The organism is Arthrobacter sp. 05N429 (genome assembly GCF_056397045.1).
In genome coordinates this window covers 108,660-128,175 of the sequence record NZ_JBFTMQ010000005.1, presented here as the reverse complement: position 1 = coordinate 128,175, position 19,516 = coordinate 108,660, and the positions used below count along the sequence as shown (strand labels likewise).

General features: G+C 68.8%; 17 protein-coding genes. 4 read left to right on the top strand and 13 right to left on the bottom strand.

From position 1 onward, the window contains the following. Positions 1 to 68 precede the first annotated feature (68 nt). The 3 genes from AC1DF4_RS11340 to AC1DF4_RS11330 all read left to right on the top strand — a co-directional run bounded on the left by AC1DF4_RS11340 (position 69) and on the right by AC1DF4_RS11330 (position 3,362). Positions 69 to 1,202 (top strand): DUF4439 domain-containing protein, encoded by a 1,134-nt coding sequence (locus tag AC1DF4_RS11340; RefSeq protein WP_476912992.1) that lies wholly within the window; start codon positions 69 to 71, stop codon positions 1,200 to 1,202. 260 nt (positions 1,203 to 1,462) lie between these two features. Further along, positions 1,463 to 2,194, top strand: coding sequence for a VIT1/CCC1 transporter family protein (locus AC1DF4_RS11335; protein WP_476912991.1), 732 nt, complete (start codon positions 1,463 to 1,465; stop codon positions 2,192 to 2,194). Between the two features lie 97 nt (positions 2,195 to 2,291). After that, positions 2,292 to 3,362, top strand: coding sequence for an aminoglycoside phosphotransferase family protein (locus tag AC1DF4_RS11330; protein WP_476912990.1), 1,071 nt, complete (start codon positions 2,292 to 2,294; stop codon positions 3,360 to 3,362). Here AC1DF4_RS11330 and AC1DF4_RS11325 read toward each other — a convergent pair. The 10 genes from AC1DF4_RS11325 to dxr form a co-directional block, all read right to left on the bottom strand. Next, positions 3,359 to 4,786, bottom strand: coding sequence for a pyridoxal phosphate-dependent decarboxylase family protein (locus tag AC1DF4_RS11325; RefSeq protein ID WP_476912989.1), 1,428 nt, complete (start codon positions 4,784 to 4,786; stop codon positions 3,359 to 3,361). The genes AC1DF4_RS11330 and AC1DF4_RS11325 overlap by 4 nt on opposite strands. Before the next feature lie 78 nt (positions 4,787 to 4,864). Next, positions 4,865 to 5,659, bottom strand: coding sequence for a sulfite exporter TauE/SafE family protein (locus AC1DF4_RS11320; protein WP_476912988.1), 795 nt, complete (start codon positions 5,657 to 5,659; stop codon positions 4,865 to 4,867). A gap of 18 nt (positions 5,660 to 5,677) precedes the next feature. Continuing rightward, positions 5,678 to 7,489, bottom strand: a complete 1,812-nt coding sequence (locus AC1DF4_RS11315; RefSeq protein WP_476912987.1) for a proline--tRNA ligase — start codon at positions 7,487 to 7,489, stop codon at positions 5,678 to 5,680. Between the two features lie 437 nt (positions 7,490 to 7,926). Then, positions 7,927 to 8,814, bottom strand: a complete 888-nt coding sequence (locus tag AC1DF4_RS11310) for a GNAT family N-acetyltransferase (protein WP_476913091.1) — start codon at positions 8,812 to 8,814, stop codon at positions 7,927 to 7,929. Beyond that, complete coding sequence (gene ispG / locus AC1DF4_RS11305; protein WP_441405511.1) at positions 8,777 to 9,943, bottom strand: flavodoxin-dependent (E)-4-hydroxy-3-methylbut-2-enyl-diphosphate synthase; 1,167 nt, start codon at positions 9,941 to 9,943, stop codon at positions 8,777 to 8,779. The genes AC1DF4_RS11310 and ispG overlap by 38 nt, the downstream gene beginning before the upstream one ends. Positions 9,944 to 9,981: 38 nt before the next feature. Then, the gene (locus tag AC1DF4_RS11300) at positions 9,982 to 10,275 is read right to left on the bottom strand and encodes a YciI family protein (RefSeq protein WP_476912986.1); all 294 of its coding nucleotides are present in this window, start codon (positions 10,273 to 10,275) and stop codon (positions 9,982 to 9,984) included. A gap of 174 nt (positions 10,276 to 10,449) precedes the next feature. Further along, positions 10,450 to 10,944: a hypothetical protein gene (locus AC1DF4_RS11295; protein ID WP_476912985.1), complete on the bottom strand. Its 495-nt coding sequence runs from the start codon at positions 10,942 to 10,944 to the stop codon at positions 10,450 to 10,452. Next, the gene (locus AC1DF4_RS11290) at positions 10,920 to 11,714 is read right to left on the bottom strand and encodes a MarR family transcriptional regulator (RefSeq protein ID WP_476912984.1); all 795 of its coding nucleotides are present in this window, start codon (positions 11,712 to 11,714) and stop codon (positions 10,920 to 10,922) included. The genes AC1DF4_RS11295 and AC1DF4_RS11290 overlap by 25 nt, the downstream gene beginning before the upstream one ends. A gap of 290 nt (positions 11,715 to 12,004) precedes the next feature. Then, entirely contained in the window at positions 12,005 to 13,336 is a 1,332-nt protein-coding gene (locus AC1DF4_RS11285) for a M50 family metallopeptidase (RefSeq protein ID WP_476912983.1), read from the bottom strand. Between the two features lie 18 nt (positions 13,337 to 13,354). Further along, entirely contained in the window at positions 13,355 to 14,539 is a 1,185-nt protein-coding gene (gene dxr, locus AC1DF4_RS11280; RefSeq protein ID WP_476912982.1) for a 1-deoxy-D-xylulose-5-phosphate reductoisomerase, read from the bottom strand. A gap of 158 nt (positions 14,540 to 14,697) precedes the next feature. On the opposite strand from dxr, the gene AC1DF4_RS11275 reads away from it, so the two are divergent. Next, entirely contained in the window at positions 14,698 to 16,170 is a 1,473-nt protein-coding gene (locus tag AC1DF4_RS11275; protein WP_476912981.1) for a lipase maturation factor family protein, read from the top strand. A 129-nt stretch (positions 16,171 to 16,299) separates the two neighbouring features. Here the strand turns inward: AC1DF4_RS11275 and AC1DF4_RS11270 are convergent, their stop codons facing one another. From AC1DF4_RS11270 to AC1DF4_RS11260, 3 genes are read right to left on the bottom strand one after another with little or no spacing between them, the layout of a single operon-like run. Beyond that, positions 16,300 to 17,832 (bottom strand): tripartite tricarboxylate transporter permease, encoded by a 1,533-nt coding sequence (locus AC1DF4_RS11270; protein ID WP_476912980.1) that lies wholly within the window; start codon positions 17,830 to 17,832, stop codon positions 16,300 to 16,302. Next, positions 17,825 to 18,346, bottom strand: coding sequence for a tripartite tricarboxylate transporter TctB family protein (locus AC1DF4_RS11265; protein WP_476912979.1), 522 nt, complete (start codon positions 18,344 to 18,346; stop codon positions 17,825 to 17,827). Before AC1DF4_RS11265 ends, AC1DF4_RS11270 begins: the two co-directional genes overlap by 8 nt. 2 nt (positions 18,347 to 18,348) lie before the next feature. Further along, complete coding sequence (locus AC1DF4_RS11260; RefSeq protein ID WP_476912978.1) at positions 18,349 to 19,383, bottom strand: Bug family tripartite tricarboxylate transporter substrate binding protein; 1,035 nt, start codon at positions 19,381 to 19,383, stop codon at positions 18,349 to 18,351. Positions 19,384 to 19,516: the final 133 nt, after the last annotated feature.

Sequence of the window (19,516 nt, the reverse complement as noted above, 5' to 3'; positions counted from 1 at the left end):
TAGATGATGTTGTGTCTACTAGCCTAGCGATTTTCCGGGCGCCGTGGTGCACGGGGTTCCCGGCCGGCATGACAACATGGTCTGTTGTGAAAGACGACACCAGGCAAAAGCGGCGGCGGGGCCTCATTCCCCGCATCGCACTTCTGGCCTGCCTCGCCCTGGTGGTCGTCAGCCTGGGCATGGCGTTCAGTCCCGGCAGCCCCAAAGAGCCCGCCGAACCGCCGTTTTCCGAACAGGCGAGGTCCGCCGCGCTGACGGACACCATGCGGTTGCGGGCCGCCGGTGAGGAACTTGCACGGTCCATCCCGGGCGACGGTCAACCGGCTGTGGCGCGGACTGTGAGTTTGCTGACAAGCCAGGCCAGGGCCCTCCTGCTGCCGGGGCAGGACGGCCCGGATTTCCCTCCGGCCGCGGGTACGCCGTCAAGTGCTGCCCCGTCCGCGTCTCCGTCTTCCGATCCCCTGCCCGCTACCGCCGCCGCCCTCGCGACCGAGCTGGCGGCCAGCGCATCGCAACGGCTTGCCGACGCTGCCGTGGCCGACGGCGGCATGGCCCGGCTGCTGGCCGCCGTCGGGACCGCCCAGCTGCTCCAGGCGTCCTCCCTCGCCGCGGCCGCCGGGGCACCGGCCCCCGCTGCGCCCGACCCCGCAGCGCCCCAGCTGTCCGGCGCGTGCACCAGCGCACCTTCGTCGCCGTCGGCGTCGTCCTCCCAGGCTGCTGCTTCGGCGGGCCAGGACACTGGCGCCGCTACCCTGCCCGGAGCACTGGCGGCCACCGTGCGGACCGAGCTGGAAACCGTGTACGGCTACCAAGTGGCACTGACGCGGCTGGGTGGCGATGCGGCCGCCTCGGCGTCGCAGCAGCTGGCCCGGCATGAAGCCCTCGCCGCCGGCGCCGAAGCGCTCAGCAGGATGCACTGCGCCGCGGTTCCGGCACGCGAAGCCGGATACACGATGGCCCCGGCGTTCCTTGCCTCGCCCGCCGCCGGCCTCGGAGGGCTGGAAGCCTCGGCGCTGACGGTCTACGGCGACCTTGTGGCCCTGAGTGAGGGCCAGACCCGCCAGTGGGCCATCTCCGGACTCGTAGGTGCCGCACGGCGGTCCGCCCTCTGGGGTGCGGAAGCCGGCGCTCTTCCCGGCTTGGCGGCTGACCCGGCGGGATTCCCGGAACTGCCGGCTCCGTCTGTTTCCCCGACCCCCTAGCCGACTGTTCTTCCCGTTTGCCCGCTTCCCGGGGTCGAGCTTGGCCGGGGCGGTGCCTGCCCGAGGCCGTGCGGGGCGGCTTTGAGGTCCAGATGCGCCAAATCCTTCTTTTGGCGCGGCGTGTCCGTGTCAAAGTGCCCCCGTTGCGCCCCAAGCCGGCGCTGCGGGGCACAGGAAACCCCGGCCCGAGGAATCTTCGGCTTACCTTGCTTAGGCTCGTCATGCTGGCCAGCCGCGGGCACCGGTGGTTTGCTGTAGTCATGGACAGTCAAGCCGCCCCCACCCAGCACGAGAACGAGCCACACCACAACGACATTGCGCACCGCCTCAACTGGCTTCGTGCGGGTGTGCTGGGCGCCAACGACGGCATCGTCTCCGTCGCCGCGATTGTGGTCGGCGTCGCCGGCGTCACCACGGATTCCGGCCCCATCCTTGTTGCCGGTGCCGCCGGCGTCGTGGGTGGGTCAATCTCGATGGCCCTGGGCGAATACGTCTCCGTGAGCAGCCAGAAGGACAGCCAGAAGGCCCTGATCGAAAAGGAACGCCGGGAGCTGGCCGAACAGCCCGAGGAGGAGCTCGAGGAACTCGCCGCGATTTACCAGGGCAAGGGCCTGAGTGCCGATACGGCCCGCACCGTTGCCAAGGAGCTCACCGCCCACGATGCCCTCGGCGCCCACCTTTCCGCGGAACTGCACATTGACGAGACGGACATTGTCAGCCCGTGGCACGCCGCGTTCGCCTCCGCCGCGGCGTTCCTCATTGGCGCGATCCTCCCCATGCTGGCCATCCTGCTGCCGCCAGAGGACATCCGCGTTCCGCTGACCTTCGTGGCCGTGCTGGTCGCCTTGGCCCTGACCGGAGCCATCGGCGCTTGGATCGGCGGCGGCTCGAAGACGAAAGCTGCCGTCCGCGTGGTCATCGGCGGCGCGGCAGCGCTCATCGCGACCTTCCTCATCGGCAGCTGGCTCGGCGCCAGCGGCATCGCCGTCTGACCGTCCTGTTGTTGCCCGTCGTTTGCAGGCGGGCCGCCGGACTGAGGCGGCGGCCCCAGCGGCACTTGGGCGCCCGGCAGCAACTAGGCTGGATCCGATGAGCCAGACCGCACACGTCCCGATCCCGCCCGACCTCAGCCGCCGCTACGGCGGCAGCGCCACCGGCCGCAACTGGCTGGCATCGCTCCCCCGGCTGATCGAGCAGTCCCTCGACCGGTGGCAGCTCGGACTTGACCTCGCTCACGGCTCACTGCCCTGGAACGGCCACGGCGCCATCGTGGTCCCGGTGCGCCATCTGGCCGGTTCCGGCGCCGGCTCCGACTCCCGCGCCGACGAACCCGCCGTCCTGAAGATCGCCTATCCGCACGACGAAGCCGTCGTGGAGCCGCATGCACTGGCCCTCTGGAGCGGGCACGGGGCGGTCCGGCTGCTGGCCCAAGATGCCGGGGCCGGCGCACTGCTGCTGGAGCGCCTGGACGCCGACCGCTCGCTTCAGGACGTGCCGATGGACGTGGCAGTCCCGGTGTGGGCCGGGCTGGTCCGCCAGCTGAGCCTGGTCCCGGACGGACAGCCGGACTGGGCGGAGTTCGGCCACGTGGCGGCCAGGGCCGAACAGTGGAGCGATGAGCTGCCGGAGACCTGGGAACGGCTGGGCCGGCCCTTCCCGCGCTGGCTGCTGGAAGCCGCGCTGGAGGTCTGCCAGACCCGAGGCGCCGTCGGCCGCCGCTCCGGCAAGGATGTGCTGGTCCATACCGACCTGCACTATCTGAACATCCTTGCCCGGCTCCCCCGCGACGACCCGAACCCCGGCGGTGAACCGGCCGATGGCTACGCCGCGATCGATCCGCAGCCCATGATCGGCGAGGCGGAGTTCGCGGTGGCGCCGTTGCTGTGGAACCGGATCCAGGAGCTGCCGCGGGCTGATCCCGCACGGGGCCTGCGGGAGCGCTGCCACGACTTCAGCAGTGCCGCCGGCCTGGACGCCGACGTCGCCCGGCAGTGGAGCCTTGCCCGCGAGGTGGAAAACGCCCTCTGGTACGCCGCCAAACCACGCCATGAGGGCGACCTCGCCCGTTCGCTCTGGGTGGCCAGCACGCTGGCCGGCCGGACGCTGCCGGGGCTTCCCGCGCCGCACGAACTGCCGGCACCAGGGGACGCCCCCGGCTAGCCGTGGTGCCGGCGGACCGCAGCCAGGGCGTCCCGGACAGCGTCGACGGCGACTGCAACGTCGGCGTCGTCGGTGCTCCAGTTGCTGACGGAGATCCGCAGGATTTCCCTGTCCTGCCAACGGGAACCGGACATCCAGACCCGCCCGTCGCCGATGATCCGCGCCGTCACCGCGCGGGTGGTGGCGTCGTCGCCGAAGGCCAGCGACACCTGGGTGTAGTCGACGTCGTTGAGCACCTCGACGCCGTCCAGCGCGGACAGCTGCTCCGCCAGTTGCCGGGCGCGCAGCACGAGCCCGCGGACCTGGCCCGTGACGCCGTTCCGGCCCAGCGATTTCAGCGCGGCCCAGACCGGCACCCCGCGGGCCCGGCGGGACAGCTCCGGAACGGTCTCGAAGGGGTCCGCCGCGCCGTCCGCGTCCTGGATCAGGTAGCTGGTGTGGACGCCCATGGCTGCGCGCAGGGCCCGGGCGTCGCGGACCACTGCGATCCCGCAGTCATACGGCACGTTGAGGGTCTTGTGCGCGTCGGTGCCCCACGAATCGGCGCCCTGCAGCCCGGCGGTCAGGGCGGCGAGTTCCGGGACGGCTGCGGCCCAGAGCCCGAACGCGCCATCCACATGGACCCAGGCGCCCCGCGCCTTCGCGACGGCGATTGCTTCCACGAACGGATCAAAGGCGCCTGAATGCAGGTTTCCGGCCTGCAGGCAGACCAGCAGCGGGGCCGGGCGTGATCCCGCAGCGGACGCCTGTTCAACAGCGCGGCCCAGGGCACGGTCCAGTTCCCACGGGTCGATGCGGCCTTGCCGGTCTACGGGGACCACGGTGGGCCGCCCCAGCCCCAGGTACCGGAGGCCCAAGTCGATCGAGTCGTGGCGTTCCTGGCCCACGAAGCAGCGGATCCGGGGCGCGCCGGCGAGGCCGTCGCCGTCGAGGTCCCACCCGGCGTCGGCCATCAGCCGCCACCGCGCCGCCGCCAGGCCGGCGAAGTTCGCCATGGTGGCACCGGTGGCGAACCCGACATCGGACTCCTCGGGGAGACCCAGCAGCTCGAGCAGCCATTTGCCGGCGCCTTCTTCGATGGCCGCCGTCGCGGGCGTGGCGAAGCGCAACACGGCGTTCTGGTCCCAGGCGCTGACCAGCCAGTCCGCGGCCAGCGCGGCAGGCAGGGTCCCGCCGATGACCCAGCCGAAGAACCGTCCGGAAGGCATGGCCATGAGCCCGGGTTCGGCCTTCGTCGCCAGGTAGTCCACCACCTCTGCCGCCGGCATTCCGTCCTGGGGCAGCGGACCGCCAAAGTCGGCCGCCAGGGCCGCCGCGGTCACGCTGGGGCCAACACGCCGGGTCTCCTGGCTCTTCAGCCACTGCCGTGCGTGCCGGGCCGCAGCCTCCAGGGCACCGTCGTAGCGTTCTTCAGGAGCTGACATAGCTGCATGCTACGCCGGGGGCCGCGGAACGGGGAGTCCCTCGGGGATGGCACCCGGGCAGAGCCGGCGGAGCGGCCGCTAGGCGAAGCTCTCCTGCCAGATGTCCGAGCCGAGCTTGACAATGAGCGCCCCGACCACGGCCAGGAACACGATACGGATAAACCTGTTCCCCTGCTTCACGGCCGTCCGGGCACCGAGGTAGCCGCCGGCCATGTTCGAGGCGCCAAGGACCAGCCCGAGTCCCCACAGCACGGCACCGTGCGGGACGAAGAACAGCAGGGCGCCGGCATTGGTGGCCATGTTCACGATCTTGGCCTTGGCGCTGGCCTCGAGGAAGGCGTAGCCCATCGCCGAGACGAGCGCGATGATCAGGAAGGACCCGGTCCCGGGGCCAATCAGCCCGTCATAGAAGCCGATCACGCCGCCGATCAGGCACGCCACGACGTAGTGCCGGTGACCCTCGTGGCGCAGCTTGGTCAGCTGGCCGACGCTGGGCTGGAAGGCCGTGAACAGCGCGACCGCGACGAGCGCGGCCACGATGATGGGCTTGAACACGCTCGCCGGCAGGTTCGCCGCGAGGACAGCCCCGCCGTAGCTCCCGGCCATAGCGATCACCGCCATGGGCAGCGCTGTGCGCAGATCCGGCCGCACCCGGCCGTAGTACGTGACGGCGCTGGTGGTGGTGCCGAAAATCGACCCCATTTTGTTCGTCGCCAGCGCCTGCACCGGGCTGATGCCCGGCACCAGCAGCATCGCCGGAAGTTGGATCAGTCCCCCGCCCCCGACGACGGCATCGACCCAGCCCGCGGCGAAGCCGGCGACCACGATCAGGATGAGGGTGCTGAGCTCGATCGATTCGAGTCCGGAAACCACGCCCGCAGGTTCAGCGGGTTAGTGGTTGCGGACGGCGTCGACACAAAAGTCGACGGCCTTCTCAACGGCGACGTTCTCGGCGTTGCCGCTGCGGCGGTCCTTGATCTCGACCACCCCGTCCACCAGGCCGCGCCCGACGGCGAGGATGGTCGGGACCCCGACGAGCTCCGCGTCGCCGAACTTCACGCCCGGGGATACCTTGGGGCGGTCGTCGTAGATCACGTCGAGGCCGGCGGCTTCGAGTTCGAGGGCCAGCTTCTCCGCGGCGGCGAAGATTTCCTCGCCGCGGCCAACGGCAACGACGTGGACGTCGGCCGGGGCGACGGCGCGCGGCCAGACGAGGCCCTTGTCGTCATGGTTGGATTCGGCCAGGGCCGCGACGGCGCGGGTGACGCCGACGCCGTAGGAGCCCATGGTTACCACGACCTGCTTGCCGTTCTGGTCCAGGACCTTGAGCTCCAGGGCCTCGGCATACTTGCGGCCGAGCTGGAAGATGTGGCCCATTTCGATGCCGCGGGCAGTTTCCAGCGGGCCGGAGCCGTCAGGGGCCTCGTCGCCGGCGCGCACCTCGGTGGCTTCGATGACGCCGTCCCAGCCGAAGTCGCGGCCGGCGACCAGTCCGAAGACGTGCTTGCCGGCCTCGTTGGCGCCGGTGACCCAGGCGGAACCGCTAACGACGCGCGGGTCCACGAGGTAGAGCAGCTTGGCGGCACCCTCGGCGCCCAGCAGGGGCGCGTCCAGGGACATGCCGGGTCCGAGGTAGCCCTTGACGATGAGGGGCTGCTTCTTGAGGTCCTCCTCGTTGGCGGCCTCGAGCGTGATTTCGCCGGCGATGGGCAGGAAAGACCCGATGTTCGCTTCCACGCGCTTGAGGTCCACGCCGCGGTCGCCCGGAACGCCGATGACGACGATCTGGCGTTCGCCGGTGGGCAGGGTGACGGCGAGGACGACGTTCTTGAGCGTGTCGGCGGCCGTCCAGGCGCCGCCGTCGGCCTCGGCACGGGGCACCAGGACGTTGGCGGCGTCCACGAGCGTGTCGATGGTGGGGGTGTCCGGGGTGTCCCGGACCTCGGCGGCAGGGGCGTTGCTGAAGTCGATGTCCGCGGGGACCACCGTGGTGACGGCTTCGACGTTGGCCGCGTAGCCGCCGGCGGACCGCACGAAGGTGTCCTCGCCGATCTCCGTGGGGTGCAGGAATTCCTCGCTCTTGGACCCGCCCATGGCGCCGGCGGTGGCAGACACCGGAACGACCTCGAGGCCCAGGCGCTCGAAGATCTTCAGGTACGCGCCGCGGTGCGCCTCGTAGCTGGCGTCCAGGCCGGCGTCGTCGACGTCGAAGGAGTAGGAGTCCTTCATGATGAACTCGCGGCCGCGCAGCAGGCCTGCCCTGGGACGTGCCTCGTCGCGGTACTTGTTCTGGATCTGGTAGATGCTCAGCGGCAGGTCCTTGTACGAGGAGTACAGGTCCTTGACCAGCAGGGTGAACATTTCCTCGTGCGTGGGGGCCAGCAGGTAGTCGTTTCCCTTGCGGTCCTTGAGCCGGAAGATGCCCTCTCCGTACTCGGTCCAGCGGTTGGTGGCCTCGTAGGGCTCCTTGGGCAGCAGGGCCGGGAAGTGCACCTCCTGGGCTCCGATGGCGGACATTTCCTCGCGGATGACCGTCTCCACCTTGCGCAGCACGCTCAGTCCCAGCGGAAGCCAGGTGTAGATGCCCGGAGCAGCGCGGCGGATGTACCCGGCGCGGACCAGGAGCCGGTGGCTGGCCACCTCGGCGTCGGCGGGATCTTCACGCAGGGTGCGCAGGAACAGCTTGGAGAGTCGAAGGACCACTGGGTATCTATCCGTTTCTGGGAAGGTGCGGGGCAAGCAGCAAAGCTGTGAATCAGGAGAACCGGGGTGACCGGCACAAAAGCCTAGGTACTAATCTACCGTCCGCCCGGACGCAGAAGAGCCACGTCATGACCGGTGGAAGCCCCTGGCCGAATCCGGCTGGTCATCCTGTCATGACGTGGCTCTGCGGCCCCCAATACCGCCAAATCTCTGGCTGTGGGCCCCTGGTGTTGCCCTCAAGGGCGTCTGCAACCCCGGCTGGTACTCCCGGGGAAACACGTGCCCATGCGACACGGCTAGCTCGAACTTATGTGACGCGGGGCACGAAAACAAGAGTCCGCATCCAGATATTTTTCTGGAAGCCATGTGTTACTGCTGGGGCGGGAGGATACTGCTGTTAAACGTCCCTTGACCCGACGGTTAAAAAGCCACTGGCGTCAAAAAAGCACGGTGGCGAACGTGCCCGCCTGGCGGAAGCCCACCCGTTCGTAGGTGGCGCGCGCCCGGGAGTTGAAACTGTTCACGTAAAGGCTGGTCACCGGGGCCTGGGTTTGGGCAAGGACGACGACGGCGGCCATGTACCCGGCGCTGAGGCCCTGCCCACGGAGGGCCGGGTTCATCCAGACACCCTGCACCTGCGTCGCCTCCGGAGTGACCGCGCCGAGTTCGGCCTTGAAGACCACCTCGCCCGCGGCGTCCAGGTGGACCAGGGAATGCCCCTCGCGGATGAGGCCCTTGACCCGGCGGCTGTAGTACTCCCGGCCGCCCAGGTACGGCGAATAGCCCACTTCCTCTTCGAACATCGCAGCGCACGCGGGCAGGATCTTGTCGAAGTCGGCCAGCTGGCCAAAGCCCAGCCGCGGATTCGGCGCCACGGCGGGCGGGCCGGAAATCGTCATCAGCGGCTGGTCGTCGCGGATTTCATGGGCCGCCTGGCCGAATTGTTCCAGCCCGGCATACAGGGCCAGCACCGAGTCGGCCGGACCGAAGATCGAGGCGTAACGGCGGCCCGTGCTGTGTGCAGCCACCGCCACCATGCCGGCAAGCTCCGGGTCCAGCTGCACCGGCACCAGGTTGGCACCGGCCCAGCAGGCCCCCAGGAGGATGCCGCCGTCGAACACGCCAAGGATGCTGGCGCCGCCGGCAGTGGGGGCCGCCGAACCGGCGGTCTTCAGATGGGACAGGATAAAGACGTTGGCGACGGCGTCCTGCCGGGCCAGGTCCACAAGCTGGGAAGTGTCCGGGCCCCCGAGGATCCGGACTGCGACGCCGGGAGCGGCGCCGTCCTTACGAGACGCTAACCACGGGGCTACCCTTGACAGCATCTTCGCCATCGGCCTCCCCCATCTCTTCAGCGATACGCATGGCCTCTTCGATCAGTGTCTCAACAATCTGGCTCTCCGGGACAGTCTTGATGACCTCGCCCTTCACAAAGATCTGGCCCTTGCCGTTGCCCGAAGCGACGCCCAGATCGGCTTCGCGGGCTTCGCCCGGTCCGTTGACGACGCAGCCCATCACGGCAACGCGCAGCGGGATCTCCATGCCTTCCAGACCGGCTGTGACCTGTTCGGCAAGCGTGTACACGTCCACCTGGGCGCGTCCGCAGGACGGGCAGGAGACAATCTCGAGCTTGCGCGGGCGCAGGTTCAGCGACTGCAGGATCTGGTTGCCAACCTTGATTTCCTCCACCGGCGGGGCCGAAAGGGACACGCGGATGGTGTCACCGATGCCGCGGGACAGCAGCGCGCCGAAGGCCGTCGCCGACTTGATGGTGCCCTGGAAGGCGGGGCCGGCCTCGGTGACACCGAGGTGCAGCGGCCAGTCGCCCTGCTCGGCGAGCATCTCGTAAGCGGCGACCATGATGACCGGGTCATTGTGCTTGACCGAGATCTTGAAGTCGTTGAAGCCGTGCTCTTCGAACAGCGAGGCTTCCCAGACGGCGGATTCCACGAGGGCTTCCGGAGTGGCCTTGCCGTACTTCTTCAGGATTCCGGGCTCCAGCGATCCGGCGTTGATGCCGATCCGGATCGAGGTGCCGTGGTCCTTCGCCGCGCGGGCGATTTCCTTGACCTGGTCGTCGAACTTGCGGATGTTTCCGGGGTTCACCCGGACTGCCGCGCAGCCTGCCTCGATGGCGGCGAAGACGTACTTCGGCTGGAAGTGGATGTCAGCGATCACGGGGATTTGGGACTTCTTGGCGATGATCGGCAGCGCCTCGGCATCGTCGGCGGACGGGCAGGCGACGCGCACGATGTCACAGCCGGACGCCGTGAGCTCGGCGATCTGCTGCAGGGTGGCGTTGATGTCCGTGGTGGGCGTGGTGGTCATCGACTGCACGCTGATCGGCGAATCGGAGCCGACGCCGACCGAGCCCACCTTGATCTGGCGGGTCTTGCGGCGTGGCGCAAGGACGGGGGGCGGTGCTGACGGCATTCCCAGGCTGACCGAGGTCACATGGACTCCTTGTATCGAAGTAGGTCTGGCGGGGTTGGTCAGGCGGCGTGGCCGGCGAGGAGGCCGGTCAGGGGGGCCCAGACCATCGTGCGGGTACCGGAGATGGCGCCTGCGGTGGCGAAAGGATCCTGCTTGAGGAGCTCGTTCAGGGCCTGCTCGTCGGCGGCCTTGAAGATGAGGAGGGCACCGGCGCCGTCACCGTACGGGCCGCTGGCGAGCAGCGTTCCCTCCTGGGCCAGTCCTGCGGTCCATTCGCGGTGTGCGGGGCGGGTGGCGTCGCGGACCTCAGAGGATTCGGCGCCGTATACGTACTCAACAGCAAAAACAGTCATACGGATACACTATCGCCCTGCCGGCCAGGTACCCATCCGGCGCCCACCGGGACACAGCGCGGGGCCGCGCTCCGGGGCGCAGTCGGGGACGCGCGGAGCCCAGCTCGCGGCCGCGCGCGTGCGGCAACGGGGCGGCGTCGGAGTGACGGGGCGGCGGGGCGGCGTCGGGTGGCCTCAGCCCAGGAAGAGCACTTTGGCCAGGGCCGCGACGCCGGCCGCCCACAGCAGGGACGTGAGGGTTCCGATGATGAACCGCTCCGCGGCAACCGGAGTCTCCTTCAGCTCGGCAAAGCGGCCCAGGCCCTTGATCGCAACCACGTAGGCGATAGCGACCGGTTCACCGGCAAGGATCGCGAGGCACACCGCCACCCGTTCCAGCACGCCGATGATCGCGCCGCCGCGCAGGATCCGGACGCTGTTCACCGACGCGCCTGCGGAGCCTGCTGCCAGCGCCGCGGTGCCGGCGGCGGGAGTGGCTGCGGTGGGATCAGCGGCGGCGGAGGGGTCAACTGTGACGTCCGCCGAGGGATCATTGGCCGGGTCAGCCGGGCCGGCACCGGCGTCGGCCCGGTCGTCGATGGTCCGGGCGAGCCGGAAGACCAGTGCGGTAACGGGCCAGCCGACGAAGCCGGCGGTGAGCAGGGTCAGGGTGATCCAGAGGGCGTCCACCGATCTCCTTCTGTGCTGTCCCGCGGGCGGGAATCCGATTGCCGGGCCACGCCCGCGTCCCGGGCCCGGTCCGCAGGCTGCCCGCCGGCGTCCCCGTTTCCGTTGCCGGTGATCGCTCCGTGGGCGAAGGACAGCAGCATTTCCGCCGCCGGCCTCGCCGCCCATTCTTCCTGCCAACCGGAGCGCAGCAGCGCACGGCTCACCGATTGTTCGGTGATTCCCAGTTCCTGGGCAGCGATTTTCTGCGTGCCGTGCGTGCCGGAGTGGCCCTGCTGCACTGAGCGCAGCGCATCCACGACCTTCCACTGGGCGGCCGTCCGGTCCTGGACGAGCCGTCCGATTAGCCGCAGCACCGCCTCGGCATTGGCGCAGGCGCGGGCGCCGGCTGATCCCGCAGGCGAGGGGGCAGCCTCTCCCCTGCGCAGCCCGCCGGAGACGACGGAGAGCGGCACATGCGCTGACCCGGACTTTGCGTTCTCGACGGCCACACGCGCCGCCACGAAGGCCGGACCGGAACCTTCCCTCGGGCTGGCGGGCAGCGGCAGGTCCACCGCGCCCACCCCGATTCCCACATACCAGCGGCCGCTCCGCAGGGCGTGCAGGGCGATCTCGACGACTTCGTCCGGACGCTCCACGACGCCTTGGACCTCGTCGCCCACTGAGCGCTCGAAGCGCCCGGCCGTGGACAGGCCGGCCAACTCCGCCAGGAGCCCGGGGACACGGTCTAGGTCGGCGCTGCTGCCGCGCTGGTCGATCGTCATCACGTACATAGCCCCACCTTAAAGGGCTGATCTTAGGGAATCAATCATTTTCAACTGATTACTGAAAATAAGTCGAAATAAGCTGATAGGGGTAAATCACCGCAATCCGGTTCGCCCGGCCGGATTGGGCGGCAGGCCGGACACTGTGCCCCCGACCACGCCGGCATCAACTACAAAAAATCCACCCAGCTGTCACAAACAGCTTGATATATACCGCAGTGTCGGCGAACTGGCAGCTTTCCGGCGATTTCGCGATTTCGACACAACGACGGGGCCCCGCAGGCCGGAAAGCCGCCGCATCAGCCGAAGAGGTTGACCGGCTTGACGATGTCCGCGTAGATCAGCAGGGCGCCCATGCCCATCAGCAGCACTGCCACCACATAGGTGACCGGGAGCAGTTTGGCGATGTCGAACGCGCCGGGGTCCGGGCGGCCGAAGAGCTTGGCAATCCTGCGGCGCGCTCCTTCGTACAGCGCGCCGGCCACATGGCCGCCGTCGAGCGGCAGCAGCGGGATGAGGTTGAAGACGGCCAGGGCAAAATTGAGCCCGGCCAGGAGCCCCACCAGGGTGGCCACCCTGGACTGCATCGGAACCTGCTCCATCGCGGCGACCTCGCCGGCCACCCGCCCCACGCCGACCACGCTGATGGGTCCGTTGGGGTCGCGGGGTTCCTCGCTGAAGGCTGCCTGCGCCACACCGGCCACACGGGCCGGCAGGTTCAGGACGACGCCGGCGATCTGTTTGATGTTCTCGCCCGCCATCGGCAGGACGGTCGACGCCGGCTGCGGCACGAGGGCGGTCTGCGCGCCGATGCCCAGGAAGCCGACGTCCTGATATTGCAGGGTGCCGTCGGCGCTCTTGGCCTGCCGGCCGTCGTCGCCCATCACGGGACGCGCGGAGAGGACCGGGGTGACGGTGGTGGTGACCGGGACGCCGTCGCGCTCCACCGTGATGCTGACCTGCTTGTCCGCGGAGGCGCGGATCCAGCCGGTGAGTTGATCCCAGCTGGTGACGGCTTTGCCGTCGAAGGAGGTGATGACGTCGTTGGGCAGCAGACCCGCGGTGGCGGCGGGCGTGAGCTTGCAGTCGGCCGAGTCCGGGTCCACGGTTTCGCCGGCCTTGACCTGGCATTTGGAGACGTCGGCGATGGTGGTGGTCTGGGTGGCAATGCCGAAGCCCATCAGCAGCACGGCCGTCAGCGCGAGCCCGATCAGCATGTTCATGGCCGGGCCGCCGAGCATGATGATGATCTTCTTCCAGACCGGCAGCTTGTAGAAGACCCGGTCCGTGTCGGCAGGGCCGACCTCCTCGTGCGCCATGGAGCGGGCGTCCGAGGCCAGGGACTGGAACATGCCGGTGCTGGAGGTCCGGACGGTGCCGTCCTCCTTGTTCGGCGGGTACATGCCGATCATGGAGACGAAGCCGCCCAGCGGGATGGCCTTGAAACCGTATTCGGTCTCGCCCTTCTTCCGGGACCAGAGCGTGGGCCCGAAGCCGATCATGTACTTGGTGACGCGGACCTTGAAGAGCTTGGCGGGCAGCAGGTGGCCCACCTCGTGGAGGGCGATGGACACGGCGATGCCGATCGCCACAAAGACGACACCGAGGATAAAGAGGAGGACGGGGCTCATGCTTGAATCTGCTGCTTCCTAGACGCTTCTGAGGGCTAAACGTTCGTGGGTGCGGGCGCGTGCCCACCTTTCAGCATCCAGCACGGACTCCACCGTCAGCCCGGAGGAACCTGTGTGTTCGCTGAGCACCGCTTCGATGGTATCGACGATGTCGGTGAACCGGATCCGCCCTTTGTGGAAAGCCATCACGGCTTCCTCGTTGGCGGCGTTGAAGACCGCCGGGTAGGTACCCCCCTGTCTGGCGGCATCCTTCGCCAGCCCGACGGCGGGAAACGCTTCCGTGTCGAGCGGCTCGAAGGTCCAGCTGGTGGCCTGGGTCCAGTCGCACGGCCGGGCCGAGCCTGGAACGCGGTCCGGCCAGCCGAGACCCAGGGCGATGGGCAGGCGCATGTCCGGCGGGGAGGCCTGGGCGATGGTGGAGCCGTCGATGAACTGGACCATCGAGTGGACCACGGACTGCGGGTGGACCACGACGTCGATCTTCTCCAGCGGGATGTCGAAGAGCAGGTGCGCCTCAATCACTTCCAGTCCCTTGTTGACCAGGCTGGCGGAGTTGGTGGTGACCATGAGGCCCATGTCCCAGGTGGGGTGCGCCAGGGCGTCCTGCGGGGACACATCGTGCAGCTGCTCCCGGGTCTTGCCGCGGAAGGGACCGCCGGACGCCGTGAGGACCAGCCGGTCCACCTCGGCGGCGGTGCCGGAGCGCAGGCACTGGGCGATGGCGGAGTGTTCGGAGTCGACCGGGACGATCTGGCCTTCGCGGGCCGCCGCCTTCACGAGGGCGCCGCCGACAATCAGGGATTCCTTGTTGGCCAGGGCCAGGGTTGCCCCGGATTTGAGCGCCGCCAGGGTGGGGGCGAGGCCGATCGAGCCGGTGATGCCGTTGAGCACCACGTCGGCCTCGATTTCCGCAATCCGGGTGGAGGCGTCGGGTCCGGTGATGATCTCGGGACGGTAGCCGGTCACTCCCGCCGCCCCGGCGGCGTCGTCGATCAGGTGCTGGAGGGCACCTGCATCTCCGGACGCGGTGCCGACGGCCCGGGCCCGGGTGTGGACGGCCTGCCGGGCCAGGAGTTCGAGGTTGCCGCCGCCCGCGCTGAGCGCCACGACCTCGAAAAGGTGCGGGGCGCCGTCGACGACGTCAATCGCCTGCGTGCCGATGGAACCGGTGGACCCGAGGAGGACGATCTTGCGCGGCTGCATGGTTCAAGTATCCCGCACTGGGTTCCGTGCTCGGGTTCGGTGCTCGGGTTCCCCATCGAGTTGGCATGTCACGGCAGTGTTCGCGGGAAACATTGCCGCGAAGTGTCCACTCGACGCCCGCCGTTGACGCCGCGGACCGCAGGCGTAACGTGGGAATCGTGGAGTGGACCGCCTGGTTCGACGCGCCGGAGTATGAGTTCGCCCGGCAGGTGCTGCAGCGCGGCATCGCCACCATCTACTTTGTCGCCTTCCTGTCCTCGCACAACCAGTTTCCGGCCCTCCTCGGCGAGCGCGGCTTGCTGCCGGTCCCGGATTTCCTGGCACGCTCCAGCCGGTTCCGCCGGCCTACCCTGTTCAGTTGGCGCTACTCGGACCGGCTCCTGCGGGCCGTCTGCTGGGGCGGCATGGCGATTGCCGCCACGGTCGTCCTGGGCCTGCCGCAGCTGGGCCCTCCGTGGGTTCCGATGCTCGCGTTCCTGGCGCTGTGGCTCCTGTACATGTCGATCGTCAATGTGGGGCAGACGTTCTACGGCTTTGGCTGGGAGATGCTGCTGCTGGAGGCCGGCTTCATTGTGGCGTTCCTCGGCTCCGACCAGACTCCCCCGCCCAGGCCCATCCTGATCCTGCTGGCCTGGCTGGTGTTCCGTCTGGAGTTCGGCGCCGGCATGATCAAGATCCGCGGCGGCCGGGAGTGGCGCGACCTCACCGCCCTGTACTACCACCACGAGACCCAGCCGATGCCGGGCCCGCTCAGCCGGCAGGCGCATCTGCTGCCCAAGGCGTGGCACCGGATGGAGGTCCTGGGCAACCACTTCGCGCAGCTGGTGGTGCCGTTCTTCCTCTTTGCCCCGCAGCCGCTGGCCAGCGTGGCCGCGGGCATCATCATTTTCACGCAGCTCTGGCTGGTGGCGAGCGGGAACTTCGCCTGGCTCAACTGGATGGCGATCCTGCTCGCCTTCGCCGCTGTCAGCGATCCGGTGGCGCATGCCGTGGTCCCGGTGATTCCGCTCGACTGGCATGCCGCGGCGGCCGGCACGGGCGCGGGTTCCGGCACCCAGGCGCCGGTCGCGTGGCTGGTGGTGGTTTTGGTCGCCACCGTGCTGCTCGTGGTGCTCAGCTACCGCCCGGCCGAGAACCTGTTCTCCCACTACCAGCTGATGAACGCCGCCTTCAACCGCTGGCAGCTGGGGAACACTTATGGCGCCTTTGGCACGGTCACGAAGCAGCGGATCGAAATCGCGGTGGAGGGAACACTCGACGCCGAGCCCGACGAGACTGCGGACTGGCGGGAATACGGCTTCCGCGGCAAGCCCGGCGACGTCCGCCGCATCCCGCGCCAGTGGGCGCCGTACCACCTGCGCCTCGACTGGCTGATGTGGTTCCTTCCGCTGCGCACCGTGCACGAGCAGTGGTTCTACGCTTTTCTGGCCAAATTACTGGAGGCGGACCGCCCCACGCTGCGCCTGTTGCGGCATGACCCGTTCGACGGCGCCCGGCCCCGCTGGGTTCGGGCCCGCAGCTACCTGTACCGCTTCGCCACCCGGAGGGAATTCCGCGCCACCGGCGAGCGCTGGATCCGGATCCCGCTGTACGAGTCCATCCCGCCGCTGTCCCTGCCGCCGGAGGACTGAGCCGCGTTGGCCGGGCCGGGGTCCGGGGGCCCGGAGGTCTGCGGCCCACCACACCACCCATGGGACGCAAATGGCCGGAATGGTGGTCACCATTCCGGCCATTTGCGGCGAATCAGGAGGACATCCTGCCTAGACGGACAGCTCGTCCTTCACCGGCGCGGCCTCCAGCGAGGCCTGCCGGCGGCGGAGCCACCAGGAGCCCACGAAGATCAGTGCCATCGACACGTACACCACCACAGCGAACGGCGAGGAGAACAGGGCCGTGGGGTCGTTCTGGGAGAGCTGCAGCGAGCGCCGCAGCTGCACTTCGAACATCGGCCCGAGGATCATCGCCACCACCATGGGCGCCACGGGATAGCCGTAGCGTCGCATGAAGTAGCCCAGGATGCCCACCACCAGCAGGATGCCGACGTCGGCCGCCGCGAAGTTCACCGAGAAGGCGCCCAAGGCTGCGAAGACGAGGATGCCTGCGTACAGGTAGGGCCGCGGGATCTGCAGGATCTTCACCCAGAGCCCGACCAGCGGCAGGTTCAGCACCAGCAGCATCAGGTTCCCGACGTACAGCGAGGCGATCAGGGTCCACACCAGCGCGCCCTGGTTCTCGAACAGGAGCGGTCCGGGCTGGATCTGGTAGCGCTGGAACGCGGTGAGCATCATGGCCGCGGTCGCCGTCGTCGGAATTCCGAGCGTCAGCAGCGGGACCAGGACGCCGGCGGCAGCGGCGTTGTTGGCCGCCTCCGGCCCGGCGACGCCCTCGATGGCGCCCTTGCCGAACTGTGCCTTGTTCTGGCCCTTGGCAAGTTTCCGCTCCGCGGCGTAGGACAGGAAGGTGGAGACGTCAGCGCCGCCTGCCGGCACCGTGCCGATCGGGAACCCGATGAACGTGCCCCGCAGCCACGGCTTCCAGGAGCGCTTCCAGTCCTCCTTGGACAGCCAGGCGTTCTTGCCCTTGCTGACCGGGATGACCTCGACCGGCCCGTGCCGCAGTTTCGAGGCCACGTAAAGTGCCTCGCCGAGGGCGAAGAGACCCACAGCCACGAGGACCATATCGATGCCGTCCACCAGGGTGGGGTTGTCGAAGGTGAATCGCTGCTGCGCGGTGCTGTCGTCGATGCCGATCATCCCGATGAACAGCCCCAGGGCCAGCGACGCGAGGCCGCGCAGCACGGAGGCTCCCAGCAGGGCACCGACGGTGAGGAACGCCACCACCATAAGGGCCACGTAGTCCACGGGTCCCAGGCCCACGGCCAGTTCCGCGACGACGGGTGCCAGGAAGGACAGCAGCACGGTCGCGATGGTGCCGGCGACGAACGAGCCGATCGCCGCCGTCGCCAGTGCCGCCGCGCCCCGGCCGGCCTTCGCCATCTTGTTGCCCTCGAGCGCCGTGACGATCGAGGACGACTCGCCCGGGGTGTTGAGCAGGATGGATGTGGTGGAGCCGCCGTACATGCCGCCGTAGTAGATGCCGGCGAACACGATGAGCGCGGCCGCGGGATCCAGCGCGTAGGTGATGGGCATCAGCAGCGCGACGGTCATCGCCGGACCGATGCCGGGCAGCACGCCGACGGCGGTGCCGACGAAGACGCCGCCCAGGGCGTACAGCAGGTAGACCGGCTGAAGGGCCGTCGAGAAGCCCTCCAGGAGCATCATGAAGCTATCCATGGAAGAACGGCACCCCCTCAAGCAGAGGGCCCGGCGGCAGGGAGACGCCCAGCAGCCCGCCGAAGACGTACTGCAGCACGAGCGCCAGCACCACGGAAATGATGACCGCCTTCCACAGCGGCTTGGCCTCCAGCGACCACGCCGCCCCGCTGAACAGCACGGCTGCGGCAACGGGCCAGCCGGCCGGCTCGATCAGGAAGATGTGGAGCACGACGAAGCCCACGAGTTTCGCCAGCGCCACCCAGTCGGTCTTGGCGGTGACGTCGAGGTCTTCGCTTTCCTCGGCCTGGCCCACCTTGCCGCGGAACACCTGGGCGACGATGCCCGTGCCCACGAGCACCAGCATGGTGCACACGATGTAGGGGAAAGCCCGCGGGCCGATGCCGGTCTCCGACGGCGGGATCGGAATGGACCCCGCCGCCAGGAGGCCCGCTGCGCCCACGCTCACGAACACCAGGGCGAAGAGGATCTCCCCCGTGGGCCGCTTGGCGGGCGTGCTGACTTGAACGGACATTGTTACTTGACCAGGCCGATCTCAGTGAGCGTGGTCTTGACCTTGGCGATGTCCTCGGTGAGGAAGGTCTTGAAACCGTCGCCGGCGAGGAAGGCGTCGTCCCAGTTGTTCTTGGCCAGGGTGGCCTTCCAGGCCTCCGTGGCGTGCAGCTTGGTGACAACCTCGGTCAGCTTCGCCTTCTGCGCGTCGTCGATGGACCCCGGCGCCACGACACCGCGCCAGTTGGTCAGCACGACGTCGACGCCCTGGTCCTTGAGCGGCTTGACGCCGGGCAGGGCCGGGACCTCGGACGTGCCGGAGACGGCGAGCGCCCGGACCTTGCCAGCCTTGACCTGCTCGGCGTACTCCCCCACGCCGGAGATGCCGGCCTGGACCTTGTTGCCGAGCAGGGCCGCGATCGATTCGCCGCCGCCGGAGTAGCCGATGTAGTTCAGCTTGTCGGATTCGACGCCCTGGGACTTGAGGATCTGGCCGGCCAGGATGTGGTCCGCTCCGCCGGCCGAGCCGCCGGTGATCGCCACGCCCTTGCCGTTGGCCTTGATGTCGTCCACGAGGTCCTTGACGGACTGGTACTTGGACGACGCCGGGACCACGAGGACCAGCGGCTCTTCGGTCAGGCGCGCAATGGGGGTGGTGTCTTCCAGCCGGGTCTTGGCGGCGTTGGTTTCCACGGCGCCCACCATGACGTAGCCCATCACCATCAGGGTGTTGGCGTCCTTTTCGGTGGCGAGCTTGGCCAGGCCGTTCGTGCCGCCGCCGCCGCCGATGTTGCTGACCTGGGCGGAGGTGACGAGCTTGTTGGACTGCAGGTCCTGCTGCATCGCACGGCCCGTCTGGTCCCAGCCGCCGCCCGGGTTGGCCGGAACGATGATGCTCAGCTTCTTGATGGGGTCGGCTGCCGCACCGCTCTGGCCTGCCGCCGCGCCGCTTGCGCCACCGGCACAGGCGGACATGGCGAGGACGACGCCGGCCGCCCCGGCTGCGAGCGCAGCCCGGCGGGTGAAGCTGGACCGCGTGGAATTGGAAGGGGAGGTCATGGTTTCTCCTTGTTGAAATGTGACGCACGTCATCGGAATCACTTCCCAGAGACTAGGAGCGCCCCGGCCCGGGGACCAGAATTTGGCCATAGAGGTAGTAGTGGTCATATTGGTCACGGCCTGGAGGCCTCGT